The following is a 23,241-nucleotide window of genomic DNA, read 5'->3' on the forward strand; positions in this document are numbered from 1 at the left end:
ATGACACTGCCCTGGCCGGAAAACGTTTTTCCCCTCATGGATTCTCCGTTAAGGTCCGGCTCCATTTTCCCGCCCGGGCTGGCGAATCACTCCCCTCTGGGCGAACGTGTCCGCAGTCCACTCCGAGTATGAGGTGCTCTCGATGACCAACCCCTCCGCGCCAAGCAAACCCTTCCGGCGACTGCTTCTGACCGGCGCAGCCGGCAACCTCGGCCGCCAGCTGCGCGGTGCGCTCGCCCAATGGGCGGACATCGTCCGCGTCACCGACCTCGCCCCGCTCGGCGAAGCCGCCGCACACGAGGAAGTCGTGCAGGCCAACCTGGCCGATCGGGAAGCCGTCTACCAGTTGCTGCAGGATGTGGATGCGGTGGTGCACCTGGGTGGTATCTCGGTCGAGGCGCCGTTCGACGATCTGCTCGAAGCGAACATCCGCGGCACCTACAACCTGTACGCGGCGGTACACAAGCATGGCGTGAAGCGGGTGGTCTTCGCGAGCTCGAATCATGCGATTGGATTTCATCCGGTCACCGAGGTGCTCGACGCCGATTCTCCGCTGCGGCCCGATTGCCTGTACGGCGTGACGAAGTGCTTCGGCGAGTCGCTGTCGCGCTACTACTTCGACCGCTTCGGCATCGAGACGGTGTGCCTGCGCATCGGCTCGTCGTTCGAGGAGCCCAGGAACCCGCGGATGATGGTCACCTACCTGAGCTACCGAGACTTCATCGAGCTGGTGCGCTGCTCGCTGTTCACCAATCGGGTCGGGCACGCCATCGTCTATGGCGTGTCGGACAACCCGATGAAATGGTGGGACAACACCAAGGCGTCGTTCCTCGGCTTCCGGCCGAAGGACAGCTCGCAGCAGTTCGCCGAGCGCTTCCCGCCGAGCGCGCCGACCGCGGATCGCGACGATCCGGCACAACGGTTCCAGGGAGGCGCGTTCGTGCTCGGCGAGCCGATGGAGCGCAAGCGATGAGCATGAAGGTGAGCGTCGAGCGCATCGACGTGGCGGGGCGCGCGCAGGTGGGCGAGTGCCCCGTATGGCGCGCGTCGGAGCAGGCGCTGTACTGGGTGGACATTCCCGCCTGCCGGATCGTACGGCTGCACATGGGCTCGGGCCTCCGTTCCGAATGGGTCCTGCCGGAACATGTGGCGTGCCTCGCATTCGACCGCGGGGGGACGGTGCTCGCCGGGCTCGAGACGGGACTCTTCGCGGTGACGCTTGCCGCCAGCGGAGCACCCGGCGCACCGGCCGAGGTGCGGCTTCGCCGGCTCGCCGCGCCAGCCTTCTCCGCGCCCGGCATGCGTTTCAACGACGGGCGCTGCGATCGCCAGGGGCGCTTCTGGTCCGGCACCATGGTGAAGGACATGTCGCTTGCCAGCCCGGCTGGCGCACTGTTCCGCTTCGACGAGCATGGCGTGCTGTCGGCGCCGATCATCGATGGACTCATCACCCAGAATGGGCTGGCATGGTCGCCGGACGGCGCGACGATGTACTTGTCTGATTCGCATCCGACACGCCGGACGATCTGGGCCTTCGATTTCGACACGGAAACGGGCACGCCGCACAACCGGCGCCTGTTCGCCGATCTGCACCACTACGCCGGCCGACCCGATGGTGCCGCCATCGACGCCGACGGCTGCTACTGGACATGCGCGAACGACGGGGGGCGGCTGTTGCGATTCACGCCGCAAGGCAAGCTGGACCGGGAGATCGCGGTGCCCGCAGTGAAGCCGACGATGTGCGCGTTCGGCGGTAACGATTTCGATACGTTGTTCGTGACATCGATCCGGCCGGCGGGCAGCACTTCGGATGACGACGGCGCGGTATTCGCCGTGAGGCCGGGCGTCCGCGGCCTGCCGGAGCCGGAGTATGCCGGCACGCTGTAATGGTGTCGGGCGCGGCCGCGTTGACCGAGAACCCATCCATGCCGCCACGCCCCTCTCCGCACCAGCAACCAGGGGGGACGTCGGTCGCGACTCGCCGCGTGCTCGGCCATGAGACCTCATGGACACTCATTGGGTGCGAGTCGTCACCGTGGAGATGTTGACATACGAAAGACAAATTCGAGATAATCATGTAATACATGAAATCACGAAAACTTTCCACTTTGAGTGTACCGCGTGAGGGCACCCTCGAGATGAAGCCGCCCACACGCGCCTCTCCCATCCACGTGCCGGTCATGCTGGCGCTCGCCGCCACCACGCTGACGTGGGTTCCGGCCCCAGCCCTGGCCCAGCCGCCCGAGCAGATCATCAACGGCACCTTCGACTCCGGCCACGCGCCCTGGTGGGGCACCAGCAACATCACTCTCGACTCGAGCAGCGGTGAACTTTGCGCCGACATCCCCGGGGCGACCGTGAACCCCTGGGATGTGATCATCGGCCAGGACAATGTCTCGCTCGTCGCGGGCGAGACATACCGGTACAGCTTCGTGGCGACCGCGACGCCTGACTTTTCTGGCAGGGCGCTGATCCAACTTCCCGTCGACCCGTGGACGCAGTACCTGGCCGTCTATCCGCAAATGACCGCGGAGGCCAATACGTACACCTATACCTTCACCTCGCCGGTGAGCCTGCCCAACGCACAGGTGGCCTTCCAACTGGGCGGAAGTGCCACACCGTGGCGCTTCTGTGTCGACAACGTGTCCCTGCAAGGGGGAGCCCCGCCTGATGTCTACAAGCCGGATACCGGCCCCCGCGTCAGGGTCAACCAGGTGGGCTATCTCACCCACGGTCCGAAGAACGCGACCGTCGTCACCGAGGCCACGAACGCGTTGCCGTGGCAGCTCGTCAACGGCTCCGGTGCGGTGGTGGCGAGCGGCTCGAGCACCCCTCGTGGCGTGGACGTCAGCTCTGGCCAGAACGTCCACTCCATCGATTTCAGCGGATACGTCGTGGCCGGAGTGGGATACACCCTGGTCGTCGATGGTGAGACCAGCCGCCCGTTCGACCTCGGCGGCAATCTCTACGGTCAGCTGCGCGATGACGCATTGAAGTTCTACTACCCGCAGCGCAGCGGCATCGAGATTCTCGAGAGCCTGAGGCCGGGCTACGCCCGTCCCGCCGGACACCTCGGGGTCGCGCCGAACACCGGAGATACCGCCGTGCCGTGTCAGCCGGGCGTCTGTGATTACACGCTCGACGTCTCCAGTGGATGGTACGACGCGGGCGACCATGGGAAGTACGTGGTCAACGGCGGAATCTCGGTCTTCCAGCTCATGAATGCCTTCGAGCGGACCCGATACGCCCGGGCCGCACGGCCGTTCACGGACGGTCAGCTCGCCATCCCGGAGAGCGGAAATGGTGTGCCGGACATCCTCGACGAGGCACGCTGGGAGATGGAGTTCCTGCTCCGCATGCAGGTGCCCGCGGGCAAGCCGCTGGCCGGCATGGTCCACCACAAGATGCACGACGATTCATGGACCGGCCTGCCGCTCCTTCCCCACCTGGACCCCAAGCAGCGTGAGCTGCACCCGCCGTCGACGGCGGCGACGCTCAACCTCGCCGCGACCGCCGCGCAAGCGGCACGTCTGTTCGCCCCGTACGATCCGGCTTTCGCGCGGCGGAGTCTGACGGCGGCGCGGGCGGCGTGGGCCGCGGCGCTCGCCCACCCGGCACTCTACGCCAGCCCGTCCGACAGCAACGGAGGAGGCACGTACGAGGACTCCGACGTCAGGGACGAGTTCTACTGGGCCGCCGCGGAGCTCTTCCTGACCACTGGTGAGACGCCATTCCGTGATTTCGTGCTGGGTTCTCCGCTGCACACCGCCGACATCTGGACCGAGCAGGGCATCAACTGGCGGGAGGTCGCCGCGCTGGCACGCATGGACCTGGCGATGGTGCCGAGCAACCTGCCGGACCGTACCGCGGTGCGGCAGTCCGTCGTGACGGGCGCCACGAAGTACCTGGACATACTCAACGCCCATGCGTACGGACTGCCCTACGCGCCCTCGGACAACATGTTCGCGTGGGGCTCCACCAGCCAGATCCTCAACAACATGGTCGTCATGGCGACCGCGCACGACATCACGGGCGACAAGCGCTTCGCCGACGGCGTCGCGCAGGGCATGGACTACATCCTGGGCCGCAACGCCCTGAACATCTCCTACGTCACTGGCTACGGCGAGGTGAGCGCCAAGAACCAGCACAGCCGGTGGTACGCGCACCAGCTCAACCCGGCGCTGCCCCACCCGCCACGGGGCACCCTGTCGGGTGGTCCGAACTCGTCCCTCCAGGATCCGATCGCCCAGCAGAAGCTGAAGGGCTGTGTGGCCCAGTTCTGCTTCATCGACGACATCGAGTCCTATTCCACGAACGAGCTGACCATCAACTGGAACGCCCCCCTGGCCTGGATCGCCGCGTTCCTCGCCGGTCAGGGTGACGGGTCGGCCGCTCCCGCCGCCACTTGTCAGGTCAGCTATGTCAAACAGGACGAATGGAGTGACGGCTTCAACGTCCAGGTCACCCTCCACAATACCGGCGCCAGCGCCATCAACGGCTGGACCCTGCGCTGGTCATTCCTGGGCGGACAGACCGTCACCCGGGCGTGGAGCGTGGACGCCGCACAGTCCGGCTCCACGGTCAGCGCGACCCACCTGCCATGGAATGCCCTCATCCCACCGGGTGGAGCGGTTTCCTTCGGCTTCCTCGGAGCTCCGGCGGCGGAACCGAATCCCATTCCGGCGCTGTTCACCTTGAACGGCGCCGCCTGCCTGAACAGGTAGGGGGGCACCCAGATAGAGGCGTCCCACGACTCGGGAGGGGGGCCGTCTTCTGCGCGCGGGGGCCCCTGGGAAGACCAGGGGCCCCCGTCGTGATTCAGGCCTGGATGGCTGAGTGATTGATTGCGCGGGGCCGAGCAACCCCTCGACATGGATTGAGGCGGACGGGACCCGTGGGAGCCGTGAGAACCTCCCAGGTCGGGGTTGGGCGCACTCGTTCCCGGGGATATGCTCCGACGCACCTCATGGGGCACGGCGACGACATGGAAGATGGCGATACGTACACGTCTCCCTCGGAATACGTTCCGGGTACGACGCTTCGCCAGGGCGCCACCATCGCCAACCGCTTCACCGTCGAGAAGCTGGCCGGCCGCGGCGGCATGGGCGTCGTCTACCGGGCCATCGACTCGCGCACCGGCCAGCATGTCGCCCTCAAGCTGATGCATGCCGTCACCTCTCCGGAGGCCGCCTACCGCTTCAAGCGTGAGGCCTTCCTGCTCTCCGAGCTGCGCCACCCCGCCATCGTCTCCTACATCGACCAGGGTGTCCTCGAAGCGGGTCAGCCCTTCCTGGTCATGGAGTGGCTCGAGGGCGAGGACCTGGCCCGTCGTCTGAGCCGTCAGCCCCTCGGCCTCTCCGAGAGCCTGGCCCTGCTGCGCCGTATCACCGAGGCGCTCGCCACCGCCCACCGCCAGGGCATCGTCCACCGTGACATCAAGCCCTCCAACCTCTTCCTGCGAGGGTGGCGCCCCGAGGACGTGGTGCTGCTGGACTTCGGGCTGGCCCGCCATGCCGTTGCCACCCCGGTGGCCGTGACGGGCAACGACGCGGTGCTGGGGACTCCGGGCTATATGGCCCCGGAGCAGGCCTCCAGCCAGCCTCACCTCACCCCCAGCGCCGACATCTTCTCGCTGGGGTGCGTGCTCTACGAGTGCCTCACCGGCCAGCCGCCCTTCGCCGCACCCCACTTCGCCGCCGTGCTGGCCAAGATTCTCATGGCCGAGCCGCCCCGTCTTCACACCCTGTGCCCCAGCCTGCCTCCGGGCCTGCAGGTGCTCGTGGACCGCATGCTGGACAAGGACCCACGGCGGCGGCTGCCGGATGCCACCACTCTTCTGGAGTCGCTCGCGGCCTTGGACTCCGTCCCCACGCTGCAGTTGTCGCCCGCTCCCGCCTCGGAGCCACCGCCCGTCCAGGCCGCGCACGGGCCACAGCTCGTCGGCGTGCAACAGCAGCTCGTGAGCATCCTGCTGGTGTCGCTCCGCCCCCTGGCAACGGGCACGCTGGAGGAGGGTGAGACCCACAGGCGCTCGCTGTGCGATGCGCTGCGCACGATGCTAGCGCCTTATGGTGGCCGGGTGGAGCTGCTGGCGGACGGCTCGCTGGCGGCCACGCTGGTGCTGGAGCGCGACACCGCCACGGACCAGGCGGCCCTCGCGGGCCGTTGCGCCCTGACCTTCAAGGAACGCTGGCCGGACGCCGGGGTGGTGCTGGTGACCGGGCTCGGGGTCCTGAACCAGCACCTGCCGGTGGGGTCCGCCATGGACAGGGCGGGGCAACTGCTGCGCGAGCTGGAGGGGCCAGGCGCCTCCTCGTCCCTCGTCGTGCTGGACGAGGTGACGGCCGGGCTGCTCGGTCCCGGCTTCCAGCTGTCCCGCTCCGCCGCTGGCACCTACCTGCTGCACGGTGAGCAGCTCGGAACCGACGAGTCCCGCCCCCTGCTGGGCAAGCCCACCCCCTGCGTGGGCCGCGCCCAGGAGCTGGCTCTGCTCGAGTTCACCTTCACCTCCTGCATGGAGGAGCCCGCCGCCCGCGCCCTGCTGGTGATGGCTCCGCCGGGCACGGGCAAGTCCCGGCTGCGCCACGAGTTCCTCCGCCGCATCGAACGCAGGGCCCCCCAGGCCCTGGTGCTGCAGGGGCGCGGCGATCCCATGAGTACCGGGGCCGCCTCCAACCTGTTGGGCCAGGCGCTGCGGCGGCTGTGTGGCGTCGTGGAGGTGGCCAACCTGGAGGCGCGCCGTACGAGGTTGTACGAGCGCGTGGCCCGGCACCTGCCGCTCCCCGAAGCGCGGGAGACGGCCGAGTTCCTGGGTGAGCTCTGCGCCATCCCCTTCCCCGAGGAGGACAGCCCCCGGTTACGCGCGGCCCGGCAGGACCCACGACTGATGAGCGCCTTGGTGGGCAAGGCGCTGGTGACCTTCCTCCGGGCCGAGTGCGCCCACGACCCGGTACTCCTGGTGCTGGAGGACCTGCACTGGAGTGACGCGCTCACCGTGAAGCTGGTGGACGAGGCCCTGCGGGAGCTGGCCGAGCACCCCTTCATGGTGCTGGCGTTGGCGCGGCCGGAAGTGAAGGAACTCTTCCCCGGCCTCTGGGCCCGGCGCGTGCTGGAGATGCCGCTCAACGGGCTCAGCCCCAAGGCCGGTGCCCAACTGGTGCGCGAGGTGCTGGGACCGCGAGCGACCGACTCCGTGGTGCGGCGCGTGGTGGAGCAGTCCGATGGCAATGCCCTCTTCCTGGAAGAGCTCATCCGCATGGAGGTGGAGGGACGCGGGGAGGCACCACCGGAGACGGTCCTCGCCATGCTCCAGGCCCGGCTGATGCGGATGGAGCCGGAAGCCAGACAGGTGCTGCTCGCCGCCAGCTTCTTCGGACGCACCTTCTGGTCAGGGGGCGTGCGGGAGTTGTTGGGAGAGCAGATGCCGGACGGCAGGCTGGAGGAGCACCTGCGGCGGTTCGTGGAGCAGGAGGTCATCGAGCCCCAGCCGGAGAGCCGCTTCCCCTCCGAGGTCGAGTACCGCTTCCGTCACGCCCTGGTGGTGGACGCGGCCCATGGACTGATCCCCGAGGCCTATCGGCCCGTGGGCCACCGGCTGGCTGGCACCTGGCTGGAGCACAGGGGCGAGTCCGATGCGATGGTGCTCGCCCACCACTACCAGCTCGGCCACCGGCTGGATCGCGCCGCCCATTTCCATACCCAGGCCGCCGAGCAATTCTTCGAGCGCAATGACTTGCAGGGGACGATGCGGTGCGCCGACGCGGCGTTGGCCTGCGGGGTGAGCGGCGAGGTCTTCACCCGCCTGCGTGCGCTCCAGGCCCTGGTGGCCCTCTGGATGGAGCAGTTGCCGAGAGCCCTGGAGCTCGGCACTCCGGTGCTTCCCGCGCTGAAGGCAGGCAGCCAACCGTGGTGCTGGCTGTCGGGGGGGTTGATTCTCGCGAACGCCTTCTCCGGGAACCAGGAGGAGACGGCCCGGCTGGGCGGACTGCTGCTGCGCACCAGGCCAGAGCCCGAGGCGATCGCGGTCTACGCGGAGGCCATCTCCCATCTGGGCTCCGCGTTGTTCTGGAACGGCTGGCACCAGGGGGCGGAAACCATGCTCAGGCGCATCCAGGAGGTGGGGGCCGACGTCATGGCACATGACGCCATGACGCGTGGCTGGATGAGGTTGTTGAAGTGCCAGCTCATCCACTTCTTCGAGAACAAGCCGTGGCAGGCCTTCTCACTCGCGGAGATGGGGATGCGCGACTTCCTCGAGGTGGGCGCGGAGCGCGATGCATGCATGATGCAAATCGTCTCGGGCTACTGTCTGGCCGAACTGGGCGACCAGCCCCGCGCCGTGGAGTTTCTCCGGGAGGCCCTGGCCACCGCGCTTCGGACGGAGCAGCACCTCATGGCGCCCCATGGCCGGTACTACCTGCTCCAGGCGCTCTCCCAAGGCTCCGAGCCGGCATACCAGCAGGAGGCCTATTCACTGGTGCACGAGTGGATGGACAGCGAGGACGCCCCCGCATTCAGGCGAGGCATGTGGTACGCCACCGGGGCCCAGGTGATGAGGGCGCAGGGGCAGCTCCTCGAGGCTGAATCGTTTGCACGCAAGGCGTGTGAGCTGCTATCGCCCTTCGTGGTCTGCCTGCTCTTCGCGCGCGGCGTTCTCAGTTCCATCCTGCTGTCCCAGGAGCGTGCCGAGGAGGCGAGGCAGGTCGCGGAACTCGGCGTCCGGGATCTGGAGCGGATGGGCAGTACGGGCGTGTATGCGGTGCCCTTGTACCTGGCGCTGGCGGAAGCCTGCCTTGCCCTGGGCGAGGTCAGCGCGGGAGAGTCCGCCCTGCGCCAGGCCTCGAGGTATGTGCACGAGCGCGCCTCCGATATCCCCGACCCCACCGCGCGCGAGCGCTTCCTGCGCCAGGTGCCCCAGAATGCCCGCACCCTCGAGCTGGCCCGCCAGCGTTGGGGTAGCAGCGAGAAGGTGTCAAAGGACTCGTTCTGACACCTCGGCGCCTACGAATCGTCTGACACCCTTCCGGGGGCTCACCCGGCCTCGTCGCTCCGAAGTGGCTCGGTCCGGAGGTCGCGCAGCACGGTGAGGACAGGTCGCGATTGTGCCAGCGAAGGGGCAAAGAGGGAGGGCTGCCCGGGATCGGCGAACACCGTCGCGAAGTCCTCGGGGGTCAGCGCTCGCACGAGCCGCGCCGCGAACGTCTCGCGCAGCAGCCGGGCATAGAACTCGCCATCGTAATCCCGAGAGTCACTCACGGCACCGTCCTCGGACCCGGGACTCCGGGCGCTGCCGTCATCATCCGTCTCCGGGTCGGGCAGCAGGCCCGCACGTCCTCCCACGGCGCGATAGATCCGGACCTGCTCACCGACAATCCAGTGGCTTCTCCCGCTCGCGAGCATGGCCTCGTAGGGCAGCTCTCGCCGGCGCCCGCGCGTGGCCTGGTACTGCTCGGGCGTCTTCGTCAGCCGGACCTGGGCCGACACCTCGAAGGTGCGGACCTCTCTCCGGCGCAGCGCCATCACCGTCGCGACGTAGGCCTCTCTCAGTCCCGGAATGTCACCCGACAGGAGACAGCCCAGGGCCCGGCGCAGAAAGCTCTCGCCGAAGGGCTCTGCCCGGCTGGAGCGAAACGCCACCCCGCGCAGGACGAGGGGCCCCGCATAGGGCTGGAGCACGTAGTTCTTCGGCTCGTGCGAGAGCATCGCGGCATAGCGTCCATCGAACTCGAGCTGCACCTTGGGCGGGAGCAGGGCCGCGACCTCGGACACCACCCGGCGCTCGTCGGCCTCGCGCCAGTCCTCTGGCACGGCGAAGTACACCCCATCCGTGTCGGCCTCCAGCAGCATGACGCCGCGCCGTGCCAGCTCGTTGCACAGCAGCCCCAGCACCTCGCGCCCGCGCCGTGTCACCTCGTTGGCGGCGTGGACATCCGAGAAGCGGGTGAGGCTTCCCGCCCCCAGGTAGCCGTAGGCCGAGTTGACGACGATCTTCATGGCCGCGGAGATTGCTTCCTGACCGTGCCGCTCCGGTGAGCCGGACGCCGCGGCACGCGCCCGTGCCTTGGCCGCCAGCCGCTGCTCCACCAACCGGTCGACCAGCGCGAGCAGGACGCCGAGCCGATCACGCCGGGGGCCGATCCGGTACTCGCGCATCAGTGAGGGATACAGGCTGGCGACGTCCGCCTTCACGACGTGCCGTGCCACCCCCGTGGCGAACAGGTGGAGCCCCGCGCCGCTGTGGGGCGTACCGTCACCAGGCTCATGGGCGGGCAGCGCGGCCCCCGCTCGGAGGTAGGCGCGCACCAGCAGCGGATCGATCACCCCGGTGGCAGGACCCGCGTCCGCGAGGCGCTCGTAGCGGCGCGGTGCCATACGGGCGAGCGCGAAGGCGGCCCCACCCAACATGCGCGCGACGCCCGCGGCCTCCGTCACGTCGTCGCGGGCGTACCGCCGCACGCGCTCGGGGGCATGGCGGAAGAACTCGTGCACCCGGGCCCCCGGGATGTACTCCCGCTCCGGGCCCGCGAGTCCGAGGTGGCGCGCGACGGCCTTGAGCCCATGGCCCGGCAGATCCCGCGCCGAGAAGTCGTGCCGCAGGACGGCATCCAGCGTGTCGATCAGTTCGCGCCCGGGCACCGTGTGCCGTACGCGACGCGCCGCCTCGCTGGAGCGCCCCGGAGTACCACGTCCGAAGGAAGCACCTCGTGCCGCGGGGCGCTGCCGAAGACCTGGAGCTCCAGCACGCCCGAGCGCCAGCGGTACGCCGAGCACCCGCGCCCGGTGGGCGAGGAAGGGCAGGTCGAAGCCGTGCAGGTTGTGGTTCTCGATCACGTCGGGATCGCAGGCCTGGACCCGCTCGACCAGCCGGCGGAGGAGGTCTGCCTCGGCATCGTCACCCTCACCGTGGCTCTCGAGTACCTCTGTTCTGCCCTCGGGGTCTCGCAGGGCCACGAGGAAGATGTGATCACGACTGGGATCGAGCCCGGTGGTCTCGAGATCGAACTGCAGACGGCGCAGATCGTCGAAGTCGAGCTCACGAAAGTACGTGCGCCCCGAGGCGATGAGGTACTGCTCCTCGGGAGGCAGCACGAGCGCCGTCTCCGTGCCCAGCTCTCGTAGGTGCCCGAGCGGACGGCCGAGACGCCGAGAAGCGCCATGGAGCACGGCTGAATTCAGGGCTCGCCCATCGTCCGCACGGAGCAGGTAGCGCAGCGCGCCCGGTCCCTCGAGTTCCTGCCACGTCACCCGGTTGGGCGCGGGTCCCTCGCGTTCGGGACGAAGCCTCGCACCGAGGTGCACCACGTCATCCAGTGAGGAGAGGAGCAGCCAGGGGCGGAAGCGCAGGTCCTCCCGCACCAGCTCGCCACGCCTGGGGAGTCGGCGCCAGACGAACGCGCGGCCGTCAGGCTCCGCCCAGACCGAGACGATGCCTGGTGTCGGGTCCCAACCCCAGAGCCATTCATCCTCCCGTGAAGTGGTCATCGTGATGGCTTCAGTGGCGCGTGAAAGCAGGGCAGAGCGTGGAACGACGCTCCCACATCCCAGACGGCGAAGGAAGACTCCCGCGCCAGCTCGGGCTCCCCGCCACATTGACAATCCCTTGTCATATGGACAATATCCTGTCCATGGTGAAGCTGACCGAGGAGGGAGAGGCGTTCACGGAGCTGGTGCTCGAGGTCTTCCGACTCAATGGCCTCGCGCTCGCGGCGGGGGATCGCTTGACCGAGCCCATGGGACTCAGCAGCGCCCGGTGGCAGGTGCTGGGGGTGGTGGAGCACGCTCCGGCACCCGTCGCCAATGTCGCTCGAATCATGGGACTGAGCCGCCAGGGCGTGCAGCAGACCGCCGATGCCCTCGAGAGAGATGGCTTCATCGAATACCTCGAGAATCCCCACCACCGCCGCGCGAAGCTCATCTCGATGACGGCCAAGGGTCGTGAGGCACTGCGGCGCGTCGAGGGATTCCATGCGCTCTGGGCGAACCAGCTCGGCGCCGGAATGAACCCGCGGCAGCTCCGCGCTGTCGTGAACGGCTTGAAGCAAGCGCGGCAGCTCCTCGAGAAGGACGCATCCGCCTCGGACGAGGCATGAGCTCACCCCAGGAGACACGCGTGACATCCACGATGACGATTCCGGTGCTTCCCTGTGCTTCTCTCGACGAGTCGCTGGAGTTCTACCGGCGCCTCGGGTTCCAGCAGACCTACCGGCAGACCACGCCGAACCCGTATGCAGTCGTCGAGCACGATGGGGCTCAACTTCACTTCGCTGGCGTGAAGGGGCTGAAGCCATCGGAGGCGTACACCACGTGCCTGGTGATCGTTCCGGAAGTCGAGCGACTGCATCAGGTCTTCGCCGAGGCGCTCCGCGCTGTCTTCGGCAAGCTGCCGGTCTCGGGGTTCCCGCGCATCTCGCGCATGAGGAAGGGACAGAGTCGTTTCACCGTGGTCGATCCCTCTGGCAACTCCGTCATCTTCATCCGGCGGAATGCGCCCGACGACTACGACGAGGGCCAGAAGCCACAATCCACATCGCGTCTCGGCAAGGCACTGCGCGCCGCGGCGCGGCTGCGAGACTTCAAAGGAGACGATCTCGCCGCCGCGAAGGTCCTCGATGTGGCGCTCGCTCGAAAGGAGCCGGCTCTACCCATTGAACGCGCGCGGGCGCTCGCCGCCCGGGCCGAGTTGGCCATCGTGCTCGGGGACGAGGCGTGCGCCCGGACCGCGAGGGAGGAGCTTCAGCGGCTCCCGCTCTCCGATGAGGAGCGCGAGCAATTCCGCGAGGAACTCGAAGCAGCAGACACCCTGGCGCGAACGCAGCGTTGACCATCCGCTCCACTGGGTGGACGGACGATTCCTGCAACCGGCGTGAGGAAGCGGAGCGAGCTGCCTGGCGCTACACGGCATGGCCACCCTTCTTGGGGAGGAAACATGCCCGGGATATGCTCCGGTGCACTTGCATGAAGGACGGCAACAACTCGGAAAGCGGCAACACCCATCCCACTCAGGTCATGCCGGGGACGGCGCTTCTCCGAGGCAGCATCATCTGCGAGAGATTCACCATCGAGGAGCTTGTCGGCCGCGGCGGCATGGGCTTCGTCTACCGGGCCGTCGACACGCACACCGGCCAGAAGGTCGCCCTCAAGCAGGAGACGCTGGCCATGCTGCGTCGCATCGCCGAAGCCCTCTCCACCGCGCATGGCAGGGCATCATCCACCGCGACCTCAAGCCCTCCAACACCGCGCGAGAGCGCTTCCTACATCAGGTGCCCGAGAATGCCCGCCCCCTCGAACTGGCCCGCCAGTGTTGGGGGGGCTCCGAACCAGACTGAGTTCCACTCGGGCAGCTCCGCCGATCGGACATGGGAAGACGGTTGGCAGTCTCGGGGGTGCTCTCGAGACCTTTCTCTCCATCTCTGGAAAGCACCTTCTCTCTATTGAAAATAGTGGCTCACGAGGTCGCACCATACGTTGGTGCATGAAACAAAATCGCACGAAGGACATACGGAGTCTTCAGTGGGATGATCTCAAGATATTCCTCGCCATCTCGAGAGAGGGCTCCCTGATAGCAGCGGCGCGGGCCATGGGGCTGACGCAACCCACGATGGGCCGCCGGCTCCAGTCACTGGAGAAGCTCGTGGGCTGCAAGTTGTTGAGGCGGACCTCCAGCGGGTACATCCTGACGGAGGACGGCATGGCGGTCTTGTCCCATGCCGAGCGCATGGAAGAGGAGGCCCTGGCCTTCGAGCGTCAGCTCGCCGCGCATGATGGTGAAGTCAATGGGACGCTGCGCGTCTCCGCCTTGGATTGGCTCGCCAGCCATGTCCTGGCGCCCGTCATCGCCCGGCTCCAGCAGCAGCATTCACGCATGGTGGTGGAACTCAGTATGGATCCCCGTCTGTTGAGTCTCGACCGGCGGGAAACCGACCTTGTCTTCTGCTTCAACCGTTTCGAGGAAGCCTATGTGGTGCAGCGGCGGCTCACGCACGTTCACTACGGGGTCTATGCCTCGCGCGCCTACCTGGAGCAGCGAGGGAAGCCGCATCCGTCCACGGGTGGCGTGGGCCATGATTTGATCACCATGGACTCGGCGCGCAGCCACCAGGCGGATGTCGTCTGGCTCACGGGGCGGCTGCCCAAAGCCCGTATCATCGGGCGCAGTAGCAGCCGCCACGTGCAGGCGCGGATGTGCGCCGAGGGAGGAGGACTCGCGGTGCTGCCCCTTCAGGTGGCGGAGTCCACTCCCGGCCTGGAGCAGGTGGATCTCGGCGAGCCACCTCCCGACCAGGATGTCTGGCTGGGCTACCATCGGGACTTTCAACACCATCGCCGGCTACGGGTGCTGCTCGACGCCGTCGAGGCCGCCCTCATGCTCGAGCATCCCAAGGGCATGAAAAGGACTTTTCCACCCCGGGCGCCGTGACCACCGGGGGAAAACCGCTCGCGGCTGTAATGCAGGCCGGGCTGGACACCTTTCTGGGTGTCGCGGCGAAACCCGGCCACTTCCGGCCGCTCCCACCGCACGCTGGAGAAGACCATGTCCCGCCTGCCCATCCCCACTTCCGACTCCGCCCCCTCCGCCACCCAGCCCATCCTGCAGTCCCTGCAACGCAAGCTCGGCCGCGTGCCCAACCTCTACGCCACCATCGGCCACTCTCCTGGTGCGCTGCAGTCCATGCTCACCTGGGAGGAGGCACTGTCGCAGAGCCGCACACTCTCCCGGCGCGAGCGGGAGCAACTCAACCTGCACGTCTCGGAACTCAATGGCTGCGGCTACTGCATCTCCGCCCACTCGGCCATCGGCAAGTTGGCCGGACTGAGCGAGCAGGACATCGAGGCGGCGCGCGTGGGCGCCGGCGCCAACGCGCGCGAGAATGCCCTCCTGGCCCTGGCGCGCCGCGTGGTGCGCACCGGCGGCCATGGCGCAGGAGGCGAGCTGGCCCGCGCGCGCGAGGCAGGCCTCACCGACGCCGAAGTGGTGGACGTCATCGCCGTCGTCGCCCTCAGGAGCTTCACCAACGCCGTGGCCGTCGTCGCGCAGACCGAGCTCGACTGGCCCAGGGCTCCCGCCCTTCCGGAGGCTTGAGTCCCACGTCGCATGGGGTTCCTGGTTGCCTGGAGGCCTGCTGGCTCCGCTGACAAACACAGCACGTAACCAGGAACAGGCTCGAAATAGGATTTTCAGATATTCCAGTGTACTCCTGGTTTAGACTGCCCCACCAGGAGGGAAGTGGAATGAGCGCTCGTCATAACGGAGTGCGCACCTGTGTCACTGGAATCCTGATGGTGCTCGGCGCGTGCACGCAGCCCCAGAAGGAGCCGGACGCCTCGGACGGCGGAGTGCCCTCCGCCGATGGTGGAAGCGTGGGCACCGAGCTCTCGCCGAACCTGATTCCGCAGGAGGAACTCTTCGACTGCCGCGGGGCCGACTCCGACGCTCCCACACGCATTCGCCGCGTCAACCGATGGCAGTGGACCCGCAACGTTGGCGGCTCCGTGACACGTGGATGGACCGGCTTCAGCTTCTACGACAATCCGCTCGATCCGGATCCACGCTCTCCCTACGGCAGCTACGCCGCCGACGACACGGTGGATGAGTCCATGGTCGAGATCATCCTCCCCATCGTGGACGAATACGGCGCGACGTGGGCCGGCCCCTACACCGGCTCGAACAGACTCGACCTGCTCCGCGAGGACAAGTCGTTGCGTTGCATGTGGGAGCAAACACAGCCAGGCACCGCGTGTATTCGCAACTACCTCGCCACGCTGCTCGAGCGGGGCGTGATGTACCGGCCGGCGCGCGCGGATGAGTTGGACCGGTTGGCGGCCTTCACCCAGTCGGTGCTCGCGCAGGAATCCTCCGATGGAGGCACGGGCGCACGTACCCACAGCCTCTCGCGTGTCGTCACCGCGGCGACCTTGATGAGCGGCGCGTTGTTCCGCGAGGAGCTGGGCACGCCGAGCGGCGACGGCCGGGTCGAGCTCGGTGAGTGGGAACTCGCGCAGCAGCTCGCCTATGCGCTGGGAGAGCGTGGCCCGGGCGCGGTTCCCACCTGGAGGTGGCCCTACACCTCCGCCTCCTCCAAGGGCCACTACGGAGACATCGCGGACGCGGCCCGGGATGGAGGGATTCGCTCACCGGAGGTCGTGGGCTCACTGATCGATCAGCACCTCGGCGGCGTGGATTCCACCCGCTTCGATCTGGTCCAGGACTTCGGCGAGCCGGAGCGTCCCCGCCGGGGCGAGTTCTGGCTCTCCGATGGCGTGGCGAACTTCTTCCGCCAATGGCTGGGCTACACGGAGGTGGAGGCGATCTTCAAGGAGCGACCGGAGGCGACCAGCGCCTTCGATGATGGAGAGCTGAGTGGCTACCGCGCGCAGGCCGCGGCCTGGGAGAATCTGCTCTCCGGCTACTACGGCGACGAGTCGACGCTGATCCAGCAGATGGACGACTTCGTCGCGCGCGCGGTGGTGAATGACGTCGCGGTGCTCGAGACCCTGTTGACCTCCCGGCGGTTCTTCCTCGCCGCGACCCGGGACTCGGGCTTCGACGGCAACGCCACGCGCTACACGGGCCAGCCCTACGGCACCAACGCGGAGATCGCCGCGACCAACGACGCGCGCTGGCGGATGCTCCCGGAAGCGGAGCGCGCCGGAGTGCTCACCCACCCGGCGTGGTTGGCCTCGCATGGCGGAAACTTCGAGGACGATCCGTCCGCGGTCCACCGGGGCAAGTGGGTGCGGGAGAACCTGCTCTGCGGCTATGTGCCCCCTCTCAGCTCGGTGCGCGTGGTGGCGCAGGTGGGGCCGCACGCGCCGGACAAGAACGCACGTGCCCGGCTCGAGGACGCCACCGGCAAGAGCGAATGCCAGGGCTGTCACTCGCTGATGAACCCGCTCGGCCTCACGTTCGAGATCTACAACCATGCCGGCTACCTGCGGACGAGGGACCACGCGCCCGACGGTGGATGGATGGCTCCCACCGGGCAGGTGATGTTGAGCAATCTGCCGGACCCGGGCTTGAACGGACCCGTGCGGGACGCGGTGGAGCTCAGCGAGAAGCTCGCCGCCTCGGGCTACGTGAAGCGCTGCTTCGTCCGCCAGGCCTTCCGCTACTTCATGGGCCGCGACGAAAACCGGAGCGATGCCTGCACGCTGGCGCGGATGGAGCAGGCCTACGACGCACACCAGGGCTCGTTCAAGGCCCTGCTGAGAGCCCTGATGACCAGCGACACCTGGACGACGCGCCGCGAGCCGGCGCTGGGAGAGTGACCATGCTGACCCGACGCGCGTTGCTCAAATCCGCCGTGGCCGCTGGAGTGTTCGCGCCGTTCTACCGCGAGGTGCTCGCCCAGACGGCGAAGCCCATGCGGCTGGTGCTGGTGCTGGAGTGCAACGGCATCTATCCCGAGGCGTTCCTGTCCAGCGGGACGCGCGCGGCCCTCGGTCCGAAGATCGGCACGCGGCACAACTTCCGCGACGTGTATCCCGAGACGTCGCGGGTCCGCACGGGTGATGGCCTCTCCAGCGCGTTGTGCCTGGGGCCGCTCGCCGGAAGCAGCGGAGCGCCCTCCATGGAGAACCGGGCGGCGGTGTTGCTCGGGCTGTCATCGACGATCGCCGGAGGTGGGCACTCGACGGGAACGGGGGCGCTGAGCTGCGCGGTGCATGGCTCGGCCGCCACCCTCGATGCGGTGCTGGCGCCGAAGCTCAAGCGCACCGCGCCCTTCGACGCCATCCGGCTTGGCACCAGCTCCGCGAGCACCCCCATCGTCTACGAGACGTGTGCGTACGGTCCACGCAAGCCCGCCGGCATCCTGGTGAACCCGATGCTCGCGTACAACACGATCTTCGGCTCGCTCTCGGCCAGCACGGCGGTGGGACAGGAGCGTCGGATGCTCTTCGACTTCGTCCGTGAGGACGCGAAGGCCGCGCTCGGGACCTTCAAGGGCAACTCCAACGAGCGCACGAAGCTGGAGCGCTACCTGGCCTCGCTCGAGGCACTGCGTGCGAGAGAGACGCAGTTGCAGGGAATGGCGGCGCGGGTGAAACCGCTGCTGCCCCCGGATCCGTCCGTGAATCCACTGCTTCAGGGAGGCAGCACCCCGCCCGACTCGCTCAAATGGCTCGAGGCGCAATTCGAGATCGCCACCACGGCGCTGCTGGGCGGACTGACGAACCTGGTGGTGCTGGCGGCGGGAACCTCGGGTTTCGACCTGGCCTATGACCCGAGCATCTCGCAGGTCGGGCGGCACAACCTCCAGCACGGTATCGACAACGCGGCCAACTGGACCGGCATCGCGGCGGTCACCCGGAAGCACGTGGCCCTGGTGGCGAAGCTCGCACGCGCGCTGGCGGCGACGCCGGAGCTCAACGCGTCCGGCTCGATGTTGGATCACACGGTGATCGTCTTGATGTCCGACAATGGCGAACAGCACCACTCGGAGGCACGGGAGTGGCCCAAGCTCGTCCTCGGTGGCAATGCGCTGGGGCTGAAGACGGATGGACGGACCGTGGTGTATCCGGCCGAGGGCACGGCACGCAATCGCCAGGTCTCCAACCTGTTCAACACCCTGGGCCACGCCTTCGGGGATACCGGCTTCAACACCTTCGGGGCGGAAGGACCGACGAGAATCGCCGAAGGCCCCCTGTCGGAACTGCTCGGGTAGGGGTGGACGGGCAGTAGAGGTCGTCCGTCCCCATCCTTGATGGCATGATGCCCTCCTCTCTTTTGGAGGGCTCCATGGAGCTCCGCATCCAGAACCTGTCCAAGCGCTACCCCAACGGTACGCAGGCGCTCCAGGGCGTCACTCTCACCATCAAGCCGGGCATGTTCGGACTGCTCGGGCCCAACGGCGCGGGCAAGTCCACGCTGATGCGCACGCTGGCCACCCTGCAGGAGGCCGACAGCGGCAGCGCCTTCCTCGGGGACATCGACGTGCTGAAGGACCAGGACGCGGTGCGCCGGGTGCTCGGCTACCTGCCCCAGGACTTCGGCCTCTATCCGAAGGTGACGGCCGAGGATCTCCTCACCCATCTGGCCACCCTCAAGGGCATTGCCAGCGCGCGCGAGCGCAAGCAGGTGGTGGACGCGCTGCTGCACCAGACGAACCTCCACCATGCGCGCCGCAAGCAGCTCGGCGGCTTCTCCGGGGGCATGCGCCAGCGCTTCGGCATCGCCCAGGCGCTGCTCGGCAACCCCAAGCTGCTCATCGTGGACGAGCCCACCGCGGGCCTGGATCCCGAGGAGCGCGTGCGCTTCCACAATCTGCTGAGCGAGATCGGTCAGGACGTCATCGTCATCCTCTCCACGCACATCGTCTCCGACGTGCGCGACCTGTGCCCGCAGATGGCGGTGCTCAACGGGGGCCGGGTGCTGCTCACCGGCGCGCCCGAGGACATCATCGCCCGCCTGGAGGGCCGCATCTGGAAGAAGTTCGTGGACAAGACGGAGCTGCCCGCGCTGCAGTCCGCGCTGCCCGTCATCTCCCACCGGCTGCTGATGGGCCGCACGCTCGTGCACGTCTACAGCGCCGGGGCGCCAGACGCCTCCTTCTCGCCGGCCGTGCCAGACCTCGAGGACGCCTACTTCGCCGCCATCAAGGGACACCTCGCGCAGGAGGCGACTCCCGCCCTCCAGGCCAACGCGGGCTGAGGAGCCACCCACCATGCTCTCCATCGCCCTCTTCGAGCTGCGCCAGCGGCTCAAGCTGCTGTCCACCTGGGTCTACTTCGGCGTCTTCTTCGTGCTCGCCTGCCTGGCGATGAACGCTGCGGGAGGCGCCTTCAAGAGCGTCATGGTGGGCGGAGGCTCCGGCGGCAAGGTGCTCGCCAACTCGCCCTTCACGCTGGTCAATCTCCTCACCATGCTCGGCTTCTCCGGGGTCATCGTCACCGGAGGAGTGATGGGCCAGGCCGTCTACCAGGACTTCGCCCACGGCACGCACGCGCTCTTCTTCACCGCGCCCATCTCGCGCGCCCGCTATCTGCTCGGCCGCTTCCTCGGGGCCTTCCTCACGCTCGTCGTCATCTTCTCGAGCATCGGCCTGGGGGCCCGCTTCGGCGCCAGCATGCCCTTCCTGGATCAGAGCATGGTGGGCCCCACCGTGCCGGGCTCGTACCTGCGGCCCTACCTCGTCAGCATCCTGCCCAACCTCTTCTTCACCGGTGCGCTCTTCTTCGGAATGGCCGCGCTCACCCGCCGCATCCTCCCCGTCTACGTCGCCAGCGTGGTGCTGCTCGTGGGCTACCTCATGGGCAACAACCTGGTGAGGGAGCTCGACACGAAGTGGGTGGCCGCGCTGGTGGATCCGTTCGGGATGAACGCGCTGCGCCTGGGGATGGAGTACTGGACGGCGGTGGAGAAGAACTCCCTCCTGGTGCCACTCGAGGGCTGGCTGCTCGTCAACCGGCTCCTCTGGGTGGGCCTGGGCGTGGCCGTGCTCGGCTTCACCCTCCTGCGCTTCCAGCGCACCCACGCGTTGGCGGGAGGCCGCACGGAGGCCCCCGCCGAGACCGAGCCCGCCCAGGCGCCGCTCACGGCCCCCACCGTCACGCGTGACTTCCGGGGCACCACCTTCCTGCGGCTGCTCCCGCGCCTGGCGTGGTTGGATCTGAAGGAGACGGTGAAGAACGTCTACTTCCTGGTGATGGTGCTGGCCGGCATCATCATGGTCTTCGGCACCACGAGCCAGCTCGGCACCATCCATGGCACCTCCGTCTACCCGGTGACGTACCTGGTGGTGGAGCTGGTGGGCGGCGGCTTCAGCCTCTTCCACCTCATCATCATCACCTTCTATTCGGGCGAGCTCATCTGGCGCGAGCGCGATGCGCGCATGAACCAGCTCTCCGACGCGCTCCCCGTGCCCGGATGGCTGCCCTACCTCTCCAAGCTGCTGGCGCTGATGGGCGTGCAGGTGCTGCTCAGCGCGGTGCTGCTCGTCTGCGGGGTGCTGGTGCAGCTCTTCAAGGGCTATACCCACCTCGAGCTCGGCCTCTACCTCACGGAATTCTTCGGCTTCCGTCTGCTCGACCTGTGGCAACTGTGCGTGCTCGCGGTGGTCGTCCACGCGCTGGTGAACCACAAGTACGTGGGCCACTTCGTGATGGTGCTCTACCTGCTGGCCAGCACCTTCGCCCCGACGATGGGCTTCGAGCACGGCCTCTACAACTACGGCAGTGCGCCCCCGCCTACGTACTCGGACATGAACGGCTACGGGCCCTTCGTCGCGCAGATGGTGTGGTTCCGCGCGTACTGGACGCTGGTGGCGGTGGCGCTCGCCTTCGTCGCCCACCTCTTCTGGGTGCGCGGCACGGAGAGCACGACCGGGTGGCGGCTGCGACTGGCTGGCTCGCGGGCCTCCACGCCGGTGCGGGTGGGCCTGGGCCTGTCGGTGATGGCGGCCGTGGCCTCGGGTGCCTTCATCTTCCACAACACCAACCGCCTCAACCCCTACAAGACGGAGCACGAGCAGAACGCGGAGTCCGCCGACTACGAGAAGAAGTACAAGCCGCTCGCGAAGGTGGCGCAGCCGCGCATCGTCTCGGCGAAGGTGGAGGTGGACCTCTTCCCCGAGGAGCCGCGCATGCGGGCCCGGGGCACCTTCGGGCTCGTCAACAAGACGGCCGAGCCGGTGAAGACGGTGTACGTCAACCTGCCCACCGAGCTGAAGGTGTACCGGCTGGCGGTGGCGGGCGCGGAGTCCGCGTCCGAGCAGGACACGCGGCTGGGCTTCTTCACGTACACCCTGCCCACACCGCTGGCGCCGGGGGCTTCGGCCGAGCTCCAGTTCGAGCTGGGCCTGGAGCCGCGCGGCTTCCGCAACAAGGGCGCGCAGACGGCGCTCGTGGAGAACGGCACCTTCCTCCACAACACCCTCTTTCCGCGGCTGGGCTACGTGGATGACCACGAGCTCCGGGACGACGAAGCGCGCAAGAAGCAGGGGCTGGCCCCCAAGGAGCGCATGGCGGACGTGAACGACCTGGAGGCCCGGCGCAACACGTACATCGCCTCGGACTCGGATTGGATTTCGTTCGAGGCCACGGTGAGCACCTCGCCGGATCAGATCGCCATGGCCCCCGGTTACCTCCAGCGTGAGTGGACGGAGAACGGACGGCGCTACTTCCACTACACGATGGACAGCCCCATCCTGAACTTCTACTCGTTCCTCTCGGCGCGCTACGAGGTGAAGCGCGACACGTGGAACGACGTGGCCATCGAGGTCCTCCATCACCCGGGCCACACGTACAACGTCGAGCGGATGATCCAGGCGGTGAAAGACTCGCTGGACTACTACACGAAGAACTTCGGGCCCTATCAGCACCGGCAGGTGCGCATCCTCGAGTTCCCCCGTTACGCGAGCTTCGCCCAGTCCTTCCCCAACACGATTCCCTACTCGGAGAGCATGGGCTTCATCGCGAAGGTGGACCCGGAGGATCCAAAGGACGTGGACTTCCCCTACTACGTGACGGCCCACGAGGTGGCGCACCAGTGGTGGGCCCACCAGGTCATCGGCGGCAACGTGCAGGGCTCCACGCTGTTGTCCGAGACGCTCTCGCAGTACTCGGCGCTGATGGTGATGAAGAAGAAGTACGGCGAGGAGCGGATGGGCCGCTTCCTGCGCTACGAGATGGACGGGTACCTGCGCGGGCGCGCCTTCGAGCGCAAGCGGGAGATGCCGCTGCTGCTCGTGGAGAACCAGCAATACGTCCACTACAACAAGGGCAGCGTGGTGATGTACGCGCTGCAGGACTATCTGGGCGAGGACACCCTCAACCGCGCCCTGGCCGCGTACCGGCAGAAGGTGGCCTTCCAGCAGCCGCCCTTCACGAACTCGCCGGAGCTGCTCGCCGAGCTGCGCGCCGTGACGCCCGAGCACCTGCGCTACCTCCTCCAGGACTTCTTCGAGCGGATCACCCTCTACGAGAACCGGGCGCTGAAGGCGACGTACACCGAGGTGGAGGGCGGGAAGTTCGAGGTGAAGGTGACGGCCAAGGCGCGCAAGGTGGAGGCCAATGGCACGGGCACCGAGTCGCCCCTGAAGCTCGCCGACTGGGTGGAGGTGGGCGTGCTCGACGAGGACGGCAAGCCGCTGTACCTGGAGAAGGTGCAGGTGACGAAGGAGGACGTGGAGTTCACGGCGCGGGTGGACAAGCGTCCGGCGAAAGCGGGAGTGGATCCGCTCAACAAGCTCATCGACCGCAAGCCGAACGACAACACGGTGGCGGTGGAGAAGCTCTGAGCTGAAG

The 23,241-nt window shown here is 67.7% G+C and carries 14 protein-coding genes; 13 read left to right on the plus strand and 1 reads right to left on the minus strand.

Features of this window, described 5'->3' with window-relative positions:
- The first annotated feature begins 142 nt into the window (after positions 1–142).
- The 4 genes from CYFUS_RS43845 (at position 143) to CYFUS_RS43860 (ending at position 8,989) form a co-directional block, all read left to right on the plus strand.
- Positions 143–973: an NAD-dependent epimerase/dehydratase family protein gene (locus CYFUS_RS43845; protein WP_095990635.1), complete on the plus strand. Its 831-nt coding sequence runs from the start codon at positions 143–145 to the stop codon at positions 971–973.
- On the plus strand, positions 970–1,887 hold the full coding sequence (locus CYFUS_RS43850) for an SMP-30/gluconolactonase/LRE family protein (RefSeq protein ID WP_095990636.1): 918 nt from the start codon (positions 970–972) through the stop codon (positions 1,885–1,887). The genes CYFUS_RS43845 and CYFUS_RS43850 overlap by 4 nt, the downstream gene beginning before the upstream one ends.
- A 251-nt stretch (positions 1,888–2,138) precedes the next feature.
- Positions 2,139–4,724, plus strand: coding sequence for a glycoside hydrolase family 9 protein (locus tag CYFUS_RS43855; RefSeq protein ID WP_095990637.1), 2,586 nt, complete (start codon positions 2,139–2,141; stop codon positions 4,722–4,724).
- 260 nt (positions 4,725–4,984) lie between these two features.
- The gene (locus tag CYFUS_RS43860) at positions 4,985–8,989 is read left to right on the plus strand and encodes a serine/threonine-protein kinase (protein WP_232537151.1); all 4,005 of its coding nucleotides are present in this window, start codon (positions 4,985–4,987) and stop codon (positions 8,987–8,989) included.
- A gap of 41 nt (positions 8,990–9,030) precedes the next feature.
- Here the strand turns inward: CYFUS_RS43860 and CYFUS_RS43865 are convergent, their stop codons facing one another.
- Positions 9,031–11,481 (minus strand): ribonuclease H-like domain-containing protein, encoded by a 2,451-nt coding sequence (locus CYFUS_RS43865; RefSeq protein ID WP_095990639.1) that lies wholly within the window; start codon positions 11,479–11,481, stop codon positions 9,031–9,033.
- Positions 11,482–11,624: 143 nt separating this feature from the next.
- Between CYFUS_RS43865 and CYFUS_RS43870 the strand changes: the two genes are divergently transcribed.
- The 9 genes from CYFUS_RS43870 (at position 11,625) to CYFUS_RS43910 (ending at position 23,234) form a co-directional block, all read left to right on the plus strand.
- Complete coding sequence (locus CYFUS_RS43870) at positions 11,625–12,089, plus strand: MarR family winged helix-turn-helix transcriptional regulator (RefSeq protein ID WP_095992582.1); 465 nt, start codon at positions 11,625–11,627, stop codon at positions 12,087–12,089.
- Positions 12,090–12,109: 20 nt separating this feature from the next.
- The gene (locus tag CYFUS_RS43875) at positions 12,110–12,820 is read left to right on the plus strand and encodes a VOC family protein (RefSeq protein ID WP_095990640.1); all 711 of its coding nucleotides are present in this window, start codon (positions 12,110–12,112) and stop codon (positions 12,818–12,820) included.
- A 134-nt stretch (positions 12,821–12,954) separates the two neighbouring features.
- A complete protein-coding gene (locus CYFUS_RS43880; RefSeq protein WP_157758991.1) occupies positions 12,955–13,434 on the plus strand; it encodes a hypothetical protein in 480 nt (159 codons plus the stop codon).
- A gap of 37 nt (positions 13,435–13,471) precedes the next feature.
- Entirely contained in the window at positions 13,472–14,416 is a 945-nt protein-coding gene (locus CYFUS_RS43885) for a LysR family transcriptional regulator (RefSeq protein WP_095990642.1), read from the plus strand.
- A gap of 114 nt (positions 14,417–14,530) precedes the next feature.
- Positions 14,531–15,079, plus strand: coding sequence for a carboxymuconolactone decarboxylase family protein (locus tag CYFUS_RS43890; RefSeq protein ID WP_095990643.1), 549 nt, complete (start codon positions 14,531–14,533; stop codon positions 15,077–15,079).
- 149 nt (positions 15,080–15,228) lie between these two features.
- Entirely contained in the window at positions 15,229–17,265 is a 2,037-nt protein-coding gene (locus CYFUS_RS43895; protein WP_232537152.1) for a DUF1588 domain-containing protein, read from the plus strand.
- Between the two features lie 2 nt (positions 17,266–17,267).
- Positions 17,268–18,662 carry a DUF1552 domain-containing protein gene (locus tag CYFUS_RS43900; protein ID WP_095990645.1) on the plus strand — a complete coding sequence of 465 codons (1,395 nt, stop codon included), beginning with the start codon at positions 17,268–17,270 and terminating at the stop codon, positions 18,660–18,662.
- A gap of 74 nt (positions 18,663–18,736) precedes the next feature.
- A complete protein-coding gene (locus CYFUS_RS43905) occupies positions 18,737–19,648 on the plus strand; it encodes an ABC transporter ATP-binding protein (protein WP_095990646.1) in 912 nt (303 codons plus the stop codon).
- Between the two features lie 13 nt (positions 19,649–19,661).
- Complete coding sequence (locus tag CYFUS_RS43910) at positions 19,662–23,234, plus strand: M1 family aminopeptidase (protein WP_095990647.1); 3,573 nt, start codon at positions 19,662–19,664, stop codon at positions 23,232–23,234.
- Positions 23,235–23,241: the final 7 nt, after the last annotated feature.

Source organism: Cystobacter fuscus (assembly GCF_002305875.1).
In the GTDB taxonomy this organism is placed as follows: Bacteria; Myxococcota; Myxococcia; order Myxococcales; family Myxococcaceae; genus Cystobacter; species Cystobacter fuscus_A.

Coding starts and splice junctions, on each gene's coding strand:
- CYFUS_RS43845 (WP_095990635.1), top strand. CDS start 143: ATGACCAACCCCTCCGCGCCAAGCAAACCCTTCCGGCGACTGCTTCTG.
- CYFUS_RS43850 (WP_095990636.1), top strand. CDS start 970: ATGAGCATGAAGGTGAGCGTCGAGCGCATCGACGTGGCGGGGCGCGCG.
- CYFUS_RS43855 (WP_095990637.1), top strand. CDS start 2,139: ATGAAGCCGCCCACACGCGCCTCTCCCATCCACGTGCCGGTCATGCTG.
- CYFUS_RS43860 (WP_232537151.1), top strand. CDS start 4,985: ATGGAAGATGGCGATACGTACACGTCTCCCTCGGAATACGTTCCGGGT.
- CYFUS_RS43865 (WP_095990639.1), bottom strand. CDS start 11,481: ATGACCACTTCACGGGAGGATGAATGGCTCTGGGGTTGGGACCCGACA.
- CYFUS_RS43870 (WP_095992582.1), top strand. CDS start 11,625: ATGGTGAAGCTGACCGAGGAGGGAGAGGCGTTCACGGAGCTGGTGCTC.
- CYFUS_RS43880 (WP_157758991.1), top strand. CDS start 12,955: ATGAAGGACGGCAACAACTCGGAAAGCGGCAACACCCATCCCACTCAG.
- CYFUS_RS43885 (WP_095990642.1), top strand. CDS start 13,472: ATGAAACAAAATCGCACGAAGGACATACGGAGTCTTCAGTGGGATGAT.
- CYFUS_RS43890 (WP_095990643.1), top strand. CDS start 14,531: ATGTCCCGCCTGCCCATCCCCACTTCCGACTCCGCCCCCTCCGCCACC.
- CYFUS_RS43895 (WP_232537152.1), top strand. CDS start 15,229: ATGAGCGCTCGTCATAACGGAGTGCGCACCTGTGTCACTGGAATCCTG.
- CYFUS_RS43900 (WP_095990645.1), top strand. CDS start 17,268: ATGCTGACCCGACGCGCGTTGCTCAAATCCGCCGTGGCCGCTGGAGTG.
- CYFUS_RS43905 (WP_095990646.1), top strand. CDS start 18,737: ATGGAGCTCCGCATCCAGAACCTGTCCAAGCGCTACCCCAACGGTACG.
- CYFUS_RS43910 (WP_095990647.1), top strand. CDS start 19,662: ATGCTCTCCATCGCCCTCTTCGAGCTGCGCCAGCGGCTCAAGCTGCTG.